The sequence below is a fragment of the Mesorhizobium sp. M0587 genome (assembly GCF_040320945.1).
GTDB lineage: Bacteria > Pseudomonadota > Alphaproteobacteria > Rhizobiales > Rhizobiaceae > Mesorhizobium.
In genome coordinates this window covers 127,519-139,961 of the sequence record NZ_JAMYQP010000014.1, presented here as the reverse complement: position 1 = coordinate 139,961, position 12,443 = coordinate 127,519, and the positions used below count along the sequence as shown (strand labels likewise).

Genomic DNA, 12,443 nt, shown 5'->3' with positions numbered 1-12,443 from the left:
TGCGCCGGCCAAAGCCGCATAACCAACCGAACCGCCCTGTACGGACCCGTATGCAAGGTGGTGTGGGAGGGGAGGAACCGCGAGGTTCCCCCCTATCCCGATTCTGGACGGGCCGGAGCTGTTTTGACCGGAAATAGCGTCGGCGGCCATCCTTGCCGCAATCCGGCCAGCAAATTTCGCGCCGCAAACGTGGCGGGGCGAAAACAACTGTGTTAATGGCGCGGCAGACCCCGAACCCCGAGGACTTTCAGGCCATGGCAACAGCAGCGGCAGCGTCGAACAAATTCGAATCCTTCTTCGAAACCACGCTCGAGGATGCCGATCCTGAGATTTTCGGCGCCATCCGCAACGAACTCGGCCGTCAGCGCCACGAGATCGAACTGATCGCCTCCGAAAACATCGTCTCGCGCGCCGTGCTGGAAGCGCAGGGCTCGATCATGACCAACAAATACGCCGAGGGCTATCCGGGCAAGCGCTACTATGGCGGCTGCCAGTTCGTGGACGTCGCCGAGGAACTGGCGATCGAGCGCGCGAAAAAACTGTTCGGCTGCAACTTCGCCAATGTCCAGCCTAATTCGGGCAGCCAGATGAACCAGGCGGTGTTCCTGGCGCTCTTGCAGCCCGGCGACACCTTCATGGGTCTCGACCTCAATTCCGGCGGCCATTTGACCCACGGTTCGCCGGTCAACATGAGCGGCAAGTGGTTCAAGGTCGTCTCCTACGGCGTGCGCAAGGACGACCATCTGCTCGACATGGACGCGATCGAGAAGACCGCGCACGAGACCAAGCCGAAGCTGATCCTGGCTGGCGGCACCGCCTATTCGCGCATCTGGGACTGGAAGCGTTTCCGCGAGATCGCGGACGCGGTCGGCGCCTACCTGATGGTCGACATGGCGCACATCGCCGGCCTGGTCGCCGGCGGCGTTCATCCGTCGCCGCTTCCGCATGCGCATGTGGTGACCACCACCACGCACAAATCGCTGCGTGGCCCGCGCGGCGGCATGATCCTGTGCAATGACGAAGACATCGCCAAGAAGATGAACTCGGCGGTATTTCCCGGCCTGCAGGGCGGTCCGCTGATGCATGTCATCGCAGCCAAGGCAGTCGCCTTCGGCGAAGCGCTGAAGCCGAGCTTCAAACTCTATGCCGAAAGCGTCGCCGCCAATGCCAAGGCGCTGGCCTCCAGCCTTCAGGAGACGGGCCTCGACATCGTGTCGGGCGGCACGGACAACCACCTGATGCTGGTCGATTTGCGCCCCAAGAATGCCACCGGCAAGCGCGCCGAGGCAGCGCTCGGCCGCGCCAACATCACCTGCAACAAGAACGGCATCCCCTTCGACCCGGAAAAGCCCTTCGTCACCTCGGGCGTGCGGCTAGGCACGCCGGCCGGCACCACGCGCGGCTTTGGCCAGGCCGAGTTCCGCGAGATCGGCAAGCTGATCGCCGAGGTATTGGATGGGTTGAAGGTCGCCAATTCCGACGACGGCAATGCCGTGGTCGAAGCGGCCGTGAAGGCCAAGGTGGTGGCGCTCACGGATCGTTTCCCGCTCTATCCCTATCTCGGTTGACCCTGCGCGAAGCGTCGTCTCTTATCTGCCAGCGGCGCGCCGCCCCATGACCGGGCGGCGGGCCGAACCGGAGACCAGATGATGCACGAATTCCGCCTCGTTTCCCTTGGCTCCGCCACCTGGCTGGCAGCTTTGCTAGTCTTGGCCGGGGCAGCCTTCGCGCAGACCCAACCGTCTCCCGACGTACCCGCCACCGGCACCTTCGGCAGGTGGACCACCATTGTCGACATTCAGGACACCGGCCAGGACGCGCGCAAAACCTGCGCTGCTTCGACGGCCTTCGTCGATCCCGTCGGCAATCCGGGCACGTTGACGCTTGCGATCTCGAACGGCGACGCCTTGCCGCCGGACGCCTATCCGGCGGTGACGATCGCCGTCGCCAACAAGGATCTTCCGATGGGCAAGAAGATCACCGCGACGTTCGGCGACACCGGCGGCCAGGTGTCGGCGACGGTTTATTCCGACAACGCCGTCGCTGGCCGCCTCGGCTGGACGGTTGTCAATCAGGCCAAGACAAGCCTGGCTCTGCTGCGCGCCATGCGCCGCGCATCCGCGCTTGACGTGGTCTTCGGCAAGCAGCCGGTCGCCAGTATCTCGATGGACGGCTTCTCCAAGGCCTATCGCAATCTCGGTGCGTCCTGTGGTTTCGCCACAGCCGACGTCGCGCCCTGAAGCGGCGGTCCGGCAGATCGAGCGCGCCTCCTGGCTGTTCACCGACCGGGTCGATTATCGCCTGGCGGTCGGCGGCGGCATTGCCGCCTGGCCGGTTGCCGCGCTGGCAATCTTCCTCGCGCCTCGCTATCTCTGATGCGGCAGGCCGTCGCGGAGACGGAATTGCTTCAATCCCGACCGGAAAGGCACTAAGCCTTTCGCCTCGCCAGATTCGTGAACCCAAGGCTTTCCATGCGCTGTCCCTATTGCCAGTCCGAAGATACGCAGGTGAAGGATTCGCGCCCCGCCGAGGACGGCGCGGCAATCCGGCGCCGGCGTGTCTGCCCCGATTGCGGGGGCCGTTTCACCACATTCGAGCGCGTACAACTGCGCGACCTCGTCGTGGTCAAGAAGTCAGGTCGAAAAGTGCCTTTCGATCGCGACAAGCTGCTGCGCTCGGTTGAGATCGCGGTGCGCAAGCGCAATGTCGATCCCGAGCGCATCGACCGTGCGGTGACCGGCATAGTGCGCCAGCTCGAAAGCTCCGGCGAGACGGAAGTGGCCTCCGGCGAGGTAGGCCGGCTGGTCATGGACGCGCTGAAGTCGCTCGACGATGTCGCCTATGTGCGCTTCGCCTCGGTCTATCGCAATTTCCGCGAGGCCAAGGATTTCCATGAACTGCTGGGCGAACTGAAGGGCGAGGACGAAAAGAGCGAAGAGGACGCCGGCTGAGCATGGCAGCACCGCAACTGAGCGAGGCCGAACAAGCGGCCCTTGATCGCCGGTTCATGGCCGCGGCGCTGAGATTGTCGCGCAGGAACGCGGGCAGGACCTCGACCAACCCTTCCGTCGGCACGCTGATCGTGCGCGATGACGGCGCGGGGCCGATGATCGTCGGCACCGGCGTCACCGCCGTCGGCGGCCGGCCGCATGCCGAGACCGAGGCTCTGGCCGAGGCGGGCGCCCTGGCGCGTGGCTCCACCGCCTATGTCACGCTGGAGCCCTGCGCCCATCACGGCCGCACGCCGCCTTGCGCCAATGCCCTGGTCAATGCGGGTGTCGCGCGCGTCGTTGGCGCTGCCAGCGATCCAGATGCGCGTGTTTCCGGCAAGGGTTACGCCATCCTGCGCGCCGCTGGGGTTGAAGTGGTGGAGAGGGTGCTCGCGGCGGAGGCTGGCGAGCAGATGGCCGGTTATTTGATTCGATCCCTCAAAAAACGCCCGGAAGTGATTTTGAAACTTGCGCTTTCCAGTGACGGCAAGATCGGCAGGCAAGGCGCCGGCCAGGTCGCGATCACAGGAGATGTCGCGCGCCGCGAAGTTTACCTGATGCGGGCCGAGGCCGACGCCATTCTGGTCGGCATCGGCACCGCGCTTGAGGACGACCCGGCGCTGACGGTACGCTTGCCTGGACTGGAGAACCGCTCGCCGGCGCGCATCGTGCTCGACCGGCAGATCAGGCTGCCGGAGGCCTCGAAACTGGTTTCGGGCGTAGACCGGGTGCCGCTTTATGTCGCCGCGAGTCTGGAGGCCGATCCGCTGCGGCGCGCGGCACTCGATCGCGCCGGCGTGCGCTTCATCGGCACTGAAACGCATGAGGGCGGCGTGGCACTGCCGGAACTGCTCGAGGACCTGGCCGCACTTGGCATGGCAAGTGTGCTGGTCGAGGGCGGCGCCAGGGTAGCCAGCGCTTTCCTGGCCGATGGGCTCGTCGACCGCATCGTACTGTTCCAAGGGCCTGAGGCGATCGGCGATGACGGCATTGCGTCCCCCATCGACGCCGACCACATCCCGCCGGGCTTTCGCAAGCTGCGCGAGATGCACTTTGGCGAGGACAGCTACGGCGAATGGATAAGGGATATCTAGGCCAGGATCCCGAAAAGTGGGACCCGGTTTTCGGGCCAGATCGTGGGCAAACGGGAAGATAGAATCTGATGTTTACGGGAATTGTCAGCGATATCGGCACCGTCGCGGCCGTCAAGCCGCTGCGGGAAGGCGTGGGTTTGCGCATCGACACCGCCTATGACCCCGAGACCATCGCCATCGGCGCCTCGATCTCCTGCGGCGGCGTCTGCCTGACCGTCACCGCTCTGCCCGACAGCGGCTCGAATGCCCGCTGGTTCGAGGTCGAGGCCTGGGAAGAGGCACTTAGGCTGACGACGGCAATGGGCTGGAAATCCGGTACGCGCATCAATCTGGAGCGGGCATTGAAAATCGGCGACGAACTCGGCGGCCATATCGTGTCAGGCCATGTCGACGGCACCGCCGAGATCATCGAGCGCAAGGACGAGGGGGACGCGGTGCGCTTCACGCTGGAGGCGCCGCGCGACCTGGCGAAATTCATCGCGCCGAAAGGCTCCGTGGCGCTCGACGGCACTTCGCTCACCGTCAACAAGGTCGAGGGCACACGCTTCGACGTGCTGTTGATTCATCATTCGCTGACCGTCACCACCTGGGGCGAGCGCAAGGTCGGCGACCGCGTCAATCTCGAAATCGACACCATGGCCCGCTACGCGGCGCGGCTGGCTGAAGCGGCGGCCGAAGGGCTTTGAACCCGGTCAGGCGGGTCCAGCAAGGCGACCCGGATCGCTAAATGGCAGGTTGTGGGGAGGTCGCCGTCAGACCGGCTTCACTTCTTCTTGCACCTCTCGTAAGCTCCCACCTGGGCCGGAGGGAAAGCCATGATCAACCCGTCGCAACAAATCATGAGGCTGGGGCTCGGATTTGCCGTGTCACAGGCGCTGCGCGTCATTGTCGAACTCGGCATTCCCGATCTTCTGGCCGCCGGCGGACAGTCGGTCGAGGACTTGGCGACCGCCGCGAAGGCGGATGCGGAATCGCTCTATCGAGTCATGCGGCTTCTGGCGCCCGAGGGGGTGTTCACTGAAATTCGTCCTCGTTGTTTCGCCTTGACTGAAGTCGGGGCGGCGCTTCGGTCCGATCGACCCGGACCGCTTGACTTCATCCGGATGATCAACAGCGAGGCTTATCTTGCATTCGAGCAGCTTCTGCATTCCGTTCGCACAGGAAAGCCCGCTTTCGAAAAGGTGTTCGGAAGTTCGAGATTTGATTGGCTGTCGGCCCACCCGGAGCAGGCTGCCCTGTTCCAGCGAGCCATGGTCGCATTAGGCCAAGGTAGCAACGAGGCCGTCGCGGCGGCCTATGATTTCGGCCCATATACGCGGGTCGTCGACGTCGGGGGCGGACATGGACAGCTTCTTTCGGCCATCCTGGCCCGCAATCCCCATTTGAGCGGCGTTCTTGTGGATCTGGCCTCCGGTGTTGCGGCGGCGCGCCAGGGGGCCGGAGGCGACTTGCCGCGCACGGAGTTTGTCGCCGGAAATTTCTTCGACAGCGTCCCCGGTGGCGACGTCTATGTACTCAAGAAGGTGATCCACGATTGGGACGATGAACGCGCGGGGTTGATCCTGCGGCGTTGCCGCGAGGCCATGCCAAAGCATGGCAGGGTGCTCGTCGCCGAGACGCTCGTGCCTCCGGGCGACGAGCCGGCCCAGATCAAATCCATCGATGTGGTCATGCTCGCCATCACCGGCGGCCTGGAGCGGACTGAGGCGCAATTTGCCAGCTTGTTCGAAGGCGCAGGTCTGAAGCTTGAGCGGGTGATCGGCACCGGAGCACCGATCGCGATCATCGAGGCATCGCCTGCCTAGCCAAGGAACGTCCCGAAAGATCGCGCGGCGCGATTTCGCGCGGCGAGGATCGTCGGCGGATGAGGGGGCGATGTCGGTTCGGCAATCTTGTGCTTGCGATCAACCCGGCTTCGGCCTAAGTCACCGGCGACCCCGGAGACATTAATGGCTGGTACATCCCAACACGGCAAGGCGTTCATTCGTCCGAAGACCAAGGCGCACATTCTCATCGTCGAGGCGCGTTTTCACGACGACCTTGCCGACGCGCTGCTCGAAGGCGCGACAAGCGCCCTGGACGAGGCCGGCGCAAGCTACGACGTCGTCACCGTTCCCGGCTCCCTGGAGATTCCGGCGGTGATCTCCTTCGCGCTGGACGGCGCCGTCGAGGGCGGGACCAGCTATGACGGCTTCGTCGCGCTCGGTACGGTCGTGCGCGGCGACACCTATCATTTCGACATCGTCGCCAATGAATCGAGCCGCGCGTTGATGGACCTGTCGGTGCAGGAAGCGGTCTGCATCGGCAACGGCATCCTTACCACCGAGAACGACGCTCAGGCCTGGACGCGGGCCAAGCGTTCGGAGGGCGACAAGGGCGGCTTCGCGGCGCGCGCGGCGCTGACCATGATCGCGCTGAAACAACAACTCGGAGCGCAATCGTGACCGAGCCCGCCTCGACCGGACAGCCAACGGTGCGCCACGCCAACAAACGCGGCGCCGCCCGCCTCGCAGCAGTCCAGGCGCTCTATCAGATGGATGTCGCCGGCAGCGGTGTCTTCGAGATCACCGCCGAATACGAGGCGTTCCGCCTTGGCAAGGAAGTCGATGGCGCGCTGTATCGCGAGGCGGACGCGCAATGGTTCCGCGCCATTCTCACCGGTGTGGTCGAGAACCAGAAGACCATCGATCCAATTATCCGGCAGGCGCTGACGGAGGACTGGCCGCTGTCGAGGCTCGATTCGACGCTGCGCGCCATCATGCGGGCCGGCGTCTATGAATTGATGAAGCGAGAGGATGTGCCGGTCGCCGTCATCGTTTCCGAATATGTCGATATCGCCAAGGCTTTCTACGAGGAAGACGAGCCGAAGCTGGTCAATGCCGTGCTCGACCGCGTGTCACGCCGGGTGCGCGGCGAGGGGCGCGGCAAGGACGCATCGTGACGGCAATCGCCATCGAGGCTGGCAGGGAGGCGCGGCGCACCGCCCTGATCCTCGCCGCTTCGCAGGCGATCATCGGCTCGGCGGCGCCAATCGCCATCTCGATGGGTGCGCTGGCCGGGCAATATCTGCTTGGTGCCGACAAATCCCTGGCGACGGCGCCGATCACCGGCTTCAATCTCGGCGTCGCACTCGGCGCGCTGCCTGCGGCGGCCATCATTCGCCGGATAGGGCAGCGCGGCGGCTTCATGACCGGAACCGTGGTCACCGCAATTGGCGGTCTGGTCGCAACCTTGGCGCTTTTCCACGGCAGTTTTTGGCTGTTCGCCTTCGGCCTGCTGACCATCGGCGTCGGCGGCGCCTTCGTCCAGCAGTTCCGGTTTGCCGCCGCCGACAATGCGCCGCCGGGGTTCAAGGCGCGCGCCATCTCCTTCGTGCTGGCCGGCGGCATCGTCACCGCTGTCCTCGGACCACAGATCGTCATCTTCACCCGCGAATTGTTCGCGCCGGTGATGTTTGCCGGTTCGTTCGCTTCCATCCTGCCGCTGGCCGCGGTCGGCGCCATCATCCTGTCGTTCCTGCGCCTGCCGGTGAAGGCCACTGGCAAGGCGGACATTGCCGACGGCGACGCCAGGCCCCTGGTGGAAATCGTCACGAAGCCGCGCTTCGTCGCCGCGCTGTTTTGCGCCGTCGGCAGCTATGCACTGATGAGCTTCGTCATGACCGGCGCGCCGCTCGCCATGGTTGGCTGCGGCCTGTCCGAGAACGACGCGACGCTCGGTATCTCCTGGCACGTCATGGCGATGTTCGCGCCAAGCTTCTTCACCGGTTCGCTGATCCACCGCTTCGGCGCCGAGCGGATCGTGGCCACCGGGCTGGTCCTGCTCAGCGGCTGTGCCATCGTCGCCCTGTCGGGTCTGGCATTGTGGCAGTTCTGGACGTCGCTGATCCTGCTTGGCCTTGGCTGGAACTTCGGCTTCATCGGCGCCACGGCGATCGTGGCGGCCAGTTACCGGCCGTCGGAAAAGGGCAAGGTTCAGGGTTTTCACGACTTCGTCCTGTTCGGCTCCGTCGCTTGCGCATCGCTGATGTCGGGCATGGTCTACAATGCCTGGGGCTGGGAGATGCTGAACTGGATGATCTTTCCGGTCGTCATCCTGTGCTTCGCCGCGCTCGGCGCCCTCAAGGTGACCGGCTTGCGCAAGGCCAGCGCCTGATCCGGATCGCTGCAAGGTTGACATGGTGCTGTCAGGATTGGTTCGTCGGAATCCGCCCAACCGAAACAAAATTATTGCGTCCGTGCCCCTTGTTATGAAACCGTGTGCCCCGACTGGCCGCTGAAGCCATGCTCATATGCGGCCACCGCATTCCGGTCCAAGCAAGGGGTTTTCACGATGTTTTCAGTCAAGGTTCTGGCCAGCGCGATTTTGGCGCTCGGCATCACCATGGGCTTCGCCAGCGCCCAGGTGGTTGTCTCGTCCAAGATCGACACCGAGGGCGGCGTGCTCGGCAATATCATCCAACTCGTTCTCAACGCCAACAACATCAAGACGTCAGACCGCATCCAGCTCGGCGGCACGCCTGTCGTTCGCAAAGCGATCACCGCCGGCGAGATCGACATCTATCCCGAATACACCGGCAATGCCGCTTTCTTCTTCGAGAAGGCCGACGATCCGGTGTGGAAGGACGCCGCCAAGGCCTACGAGACGGCCAAGAAGCTCGACTACGACGCCAACAAGATCGTCTGGTTGTCGCCGTCGCCGGCCAACAACACCTGGGCGATCGCGCTGCGCAAGGAGGTGGCCGAGACCAACAAGCTCGCCACCCTTTCCGATTTCGGCAAATATGTCGCTGGCGGCGGCCAGGTGGTGCTGGCGGCCTCGGCCGAGTTCGTCAATTCGGCGGCCGCGCTGCCGGCCTTCCAGACGACGTACGGCTTCACGCTGAAGCCGGACTAACTGATCACGCTCTCCGGCGGCGACACGGCGGCGACCATCGCGGCGGCTGCCAATCAGACCAGCGGCGCCAACGCCGCCATGGTCTATGGCACCGATGGCGGCATCGCGCCATCCGGCCTGGTCGTGCTGGAAGACGACAAGGGCGTGCAGCCGGTCTACCAGCCGGCGCCGATCATCCGCGAAGCGGTGCTCAAGCAGCATCCCGAGATCGAGACGCTGCTGAAGCCGGTCTCCGCCAAGCTCGACCTCGTCACATTGCAGGAACTGAACGGCCGCGTGCAGGTCGGCGGCGAGCCGGTCAAGGGCGTCGCCGAGGACTTTTTGAAGAAGAACGGCTTCTTGAAGTAATCAGCGCACCGAAAGGTGAGGCTGGTGCGAAGCACCCCCCTCTGTCCTGCTGGACATCTCCCCCTCAAGGGGGGAGATTGGCAGCTTCTGCGCTCCGCTTCATTCTACGGCGTTGAGAATTGGCGAAAGCCATCACGATATCCGATCTCCCCCCTTGAGGGGGAGATGGCCGGCAGGCCAGAGGGGGGCGCCTCGCGCAAAACTAGCAATCCAGCGACGGCATCCCGCTCGCATCGCGCCGCTCTGCATCGGTGCGCCCTATGACCGTCCGCTTCGACAAGCTCGGCGTGGTCATCGCAGCCATCGCGACTTACGCGGCGTTCGCCGCTCCCTTTGCCACCTTCCGGGCCAATCGTATCGTTCCCGGCCAGCCGCGCTCGATTCTCGAGGCATTGCCGGCAACGACCGGGCCGTTGCTGCTCGCCATCGTAGTCGCGGCCTTGCTTGTCGCGCTGTTCAGGACGCCGCTTGTGCTTCGCTTCGCCGCCAGCGTGGTGGCGCTTGCCGCGCTCGCTCTGCTGATCGGTGTCGCCGGCAGTTTCCTCACACCGGCGGGCAACACCTTTGCCAGAGTCTCGCCTGCCTCCGGTTTCTGGATGCTCATCTTTGCCTTCACACTGCTGCTGGCCGACGTGCTGACACGGCTCAACCTGTCGCCATGGGCGCGCGTCGGCATACTTGTCGCCGCCGCGCTTGCCATCGGACTGCTGCTGATGTCGGGAAGCTGGAACGACCTATCCATCCTCAAGGAATACGCCAACCGTGCCGACAGTTTCTGGGCCGAAGGGTCCAAGCATGTAACGCTGGCGCTCGGCTCGCTTCTTGCCGCGGTGATTGTCGGCCTTCCGCTCGGCATCCTGTGCCACCGGGTCGAAAGGCTGCGAGCCGGCGTGCTCAACGTGCTCAACATCATCCAGACCATTCCCTCGATCGCGCTGTTCGGCCTGCTGATCGCACCGCTCGGCTGGGTTGCCGCGCATATACCTGGGGCGGCGGCGATCGGCATTCGCGGTATCGGCACCGCGCCGGCTTTCGTCGCGCTGTTCCTCTATTCGCTGTTGCCGGTGGTGGCCAACACCGTGGTCGGTCTCGCCGGTGTGCCGCGCGCCGCCAATGACGCGGCACGCGGCATGGGGATGACCGACAGGCAGCGCCTATTCGACGTCGAATTTCCCCTGGCATTTCCCGTCATCCTCACCGGCATCCGCATCGTTCTGGTGCAGAATATAGGCCTTGCCACCATTGCGGCCCTTGTCGGCGGCGGCGGCTTTGGCGTGTTCGTCTTCCAGGGCGTCGGCCAGACGGCGATGGATCTGGTGCTGCTCGGCGCGGTACCGACGGTGGCGCTCGCTTTTTGCGCCGCCATTATCCTCGATGCGGTGATCGAGATGACCGCCACCAAGCGCAGGGTTGAAACGGCATGATCGAGATCGAAGGCATCACCAAGTGCTATGATACGACGACGGTGGTCGATGATGTCTCGATGGTTATCGAGCCGCGCACCATCGCAGTCATCGTCGGCACCTCCGGATCCGGCAAGACGACGCTGCTTCGGATGATCAACCGGCTGGTCGAGCCGACCGCCGGTGTCATCAAGCTCGACGGTGCCGACAACCGCTCGTTGCCCGGTTACGAACTGCGCCGCAGCATCGGCTATGCGATCCAGGGCCACGGCCTGTTCCCTCATCGCACCGTAGCACAGAACATCGCCACCGTGCCGGTGCTGCTCGGCTGGGACAAGGCCCGCATCAAGGCCCGCGTCGACGAATTGATGACGCTTTACCAGCTCGATCCCGAAGCGTTCGGGCCGCGCTATCCGCACGAACTCTCCGGCGGCCAGCAGCAGCGCGTCGGCGTTGCGCGCGCGCTTGCCGCCGAGCCCAACGTGCTGCTGATGGACGAGCCGTTCGGCGCGCTCGATCCGATCATCCGCACCAAGGCGCAGGAAGATCTGCTGGCGATCCAGAAGCGTTTTGGCACCACCATCATCCTTGTCACCCACGACATGGAAGAGGCCGTGCATATGGGCGACAAGATCGCGGTGATGGATGCCGGCAAGCTCGTGCAATATGCCAAGCCGGCCGAGATCCTGGCAAAGCCTGCCAGCGCCTTTGTCGAAACGCTGGTCGGCGCCAGCGAAAGGCCGTTCCGGCTGCTGTCGCTTGGAAGGGTGCGCGATGCGGTCGAGAAGGGTTCCGCCGAAGGCGACGCAATCCCCGGCGATGCCAGCCAGCGCGACGCGCTGGCCGAGCTGTTGTGGTCGGGCCGGCCGGCGCTGGCGGTGAAAGGCACTGACGGCAAGCCGATCGGCCGCGTCACCGTCGACGGGCTGATCAAGCGCGCGGCGAGACCGGCATGAAGGCCTGGCTGCCTTCGCTGCTCAGGCTTGTCCTGGTGATGCTGCTCGTTGCCTTCGTCACCAGTCCCGGCTGGTTCGAACCGCTGCTGAAGCCGCTGACCGAGAACAATGCGCCGGCGATCTACAATCAGGGCAGTCTGCTGACGCTGACATTGCTGCATCTCAGAACCGTTCTGGTCGCCACGATCGCGGCCACCATCGTCGCGGTGGCCCTGGCGATCCTGGTGACCAGGCCAGCCGGCGCCGAATTCCTGCCGCTGTCGCGCAGCCTGGTCAATATCGGCCAGACCTTTCCGCCGGTGGCGGTGCTGGCGCTCGCCGTGCCGGCCGTCGGCTTCGGCGAGAAGCCGACGCTGATCGCGCTGTTTCTCTATGGTCTGCTGCCGATTTTCGAGAACGCGCTGACCGGGCTGACGACGCTGCCCGCCAACGTGGTCGAGGCGGCGCGCGGGGCCGGCATGACAGGCTGGCAAAGGCTCACCAAGGTCGAACTGCCGCTCAGCGCGCCGATCATCCTCGGCGGTATCCGGCTCTCGGTGGTGATCAGCCTGGCCACCGCCACTATCGGCTCGACCGTGGCCGCCAGGACGCTGGGCGAGGTGATCATCGCCGGCCTGCTGTCCAACAACCTCGCCTTCATCCTGCAGGGCGGGCTGATCGTGGCAGCCCTTGCCGTGCTGATCTATGACGGCCTGTCGGCGGTCGAACGCTATGCGGCGCGACGCATGGGCAGGGAGGCGGAGTAGCCTTCAACCC

13 protein-coding genes and 1 pseudogene are annotated in these 12,443 nt (G+C 64.7%); all 14 read left to right on the top strand.

Annotated features, from left to right (window positions below; all coding sequences use genetic code 11):
* Positions 1 to 254: 254 nt before the first annotated feature.
* Positions 255 to 1,568 (top strand): serine hydroxymethyltransferase, encoded by a 1,314-nt coding sequence (glyA, locus tag NKI49_RS15675; RefSeq protein WP_352602562.1) that lies wholly within the window; start codon positions 255 to 257, stop codon positions 1,566 to 1,568.
* Positions 1,569 to 1,649: 81 nt separating this feature from the next.
* Positions 1,650 to 2,240: a hypothetical protein gene (locus NKI49_RS15670; RefSeq protein ID WP_352602572.1), complete on the top strand. Its 591-nt coding sequence runs from the start codon at positions 1,650 to 1,652 to the stop codon at positions 2,238 to 2,240.
* Complete coding sequence (locus NKI49_RS15665) at positions 2,209 to 2,376, top strand: hypothetical protein (RefSeq protein WP_352602559.1); 168 nt, start codon at positions 2,209 to 2,211, stop codon at positions 2,374 to 2,376. Before NKI49_RS15670 ends, NKI49_RS15665 begins: the two co-directional genes overlap by 32 nt.
* Before the next feature lie 95 nt (positions 2,377 to 2,471).
* Positions 2,472 to 2,951 (top strand): transcriptional regulator NrdR, encoded by a 480-nt coding sequence (gene nrdR, locus NKI49_RS15660; protein ID WP_027028007.1) that lies wholly within the window; start codon positions 2,472 to 2,474, stop codon positions 2,949 to 2,951.
* 2 nt (positions 2,952 to 2,953) lie between these two features.
* Complete coding sequence (ribD, locus tag NKI49_RS15655) at positions 2,954 to 4,084, top strand: bifunctional diaminohydroxyphosphoribosylaminopyrimidine deaminase/5-amino-6-(5-phosphoribosylamino)uracil reductase RibD (RefSeq protein ID WP_352602557.1); 1,131 nt, start codon at positions 2,954 to 2,956, stop codon at positions 4,082 to 4,084.
* 68 nt (positions 4,085 to 4,152) lie between these two features.
* On the top strand, positions 4,153 to 4,770 hold the full coding sequence (locus NKI49_RS15650) for a riboflavin synthase (RefSeq protein ID WP_352602555.1): 618 nt from the start codon (positions 4,153 to 4,155) through the stop codon (positions 4,768 to 4,770).
* A gap of 129 nt (positions 4,771 to 4,899) precedes the next feature.
* A complete protein-coding gene (locus tag NKI49_RS15645; RefSeq protein ID WP_352602553.1) occupies positions 4,900 to 5,889 on the top strand; it encodes a methyltransferase in 990 nt (329 codons plus the stop codon).
* 144 nt (positions 5,890 to 6,033) lie between these two features.
* Positions 6,034 to 6,528: a 6,7-dimethyl-8-ribityllumazine synthase gene (gene ribH, locus NKI49_RS15640; protein WP_352602551.1), complete on the top strand. Its 495-nt coding sequence runs from the start codon at positions 6,034 to 6,036 to the stop codon at positions 6,526 to 6,528.
* Entirely contained in the window at positions 6,525 to 7,025 is a 501-nt protein-coding gene (gene nusB / locus NKI49_RS15635; RefSeq protein ID WP_352602549.1) for a transcription antitermination factor NusB, read from the top strand. Before ribH ends, nusB begins: the two co-directional genes overlap by 4 nt.
* A complete protein-coding gene (locus tag NKI49_RS15630) occupies positions 7,022 to 8,239 on the top strand; it encodes an MFS transporter (protein ID WP_352602547.1) in 1,218 nt (405 codons plus the stop codon). The genes nusB and NKI49_RS15630 overlap by 4 nt, the downstream gene beginning before the upstream one ends.
* 177 nt (positions 8,240 to 8,416) lie before the next feature.
* Positions 8,417 to 9,328, top strand: a pseudogene (gene osmF / locus NKI49_RS15625) (glycine betaine ABC transporter substrate-binding protein OsmF).
* A gap of 260 nt (positions 9,329 to 9,588) precedes the next feature.
* The gene (locus tag NKI49_RS15620) at positions 9,589 to 10,752 is read left to right on the top strand and encodes an ABC transporter permease (RefSeq protein WP_352602545.1); all 1,164 of its coding nucleotides are present in this window, start codon (positions 9,589 to 9,591) and stop codon (positions 10,750 to 10,752) included.
* Entirely contained in the window at positions 10,749 to 11,687 is a 939-nt protein-coding gene (locus tag NKI49_RS15615) for an ABC transporter ATP-binding protein (protein ID WP_352602543.1), read from the top strand. The genes NKI49_RS15620 and NKI49_RS15615 overlap by 4 nt, the downstream gene beginning before the upstream one ends.
* Entirely contained in the window at positions 11,684 to 12,433 is a 750-nt protein-coding gene (locus tag NKI49_RS15610) for an ABC transporter permease (RefSeq protein ID WP_352602541.1), read from the top strand. Before NKI49_RS15615 ends, NKI49_RS15610 begins: the two co-directional genes overlap by 4 nt.
* The last annotated feature ends 10 nt before the right edge of the window (positions 12,434 to 12,443 follow it).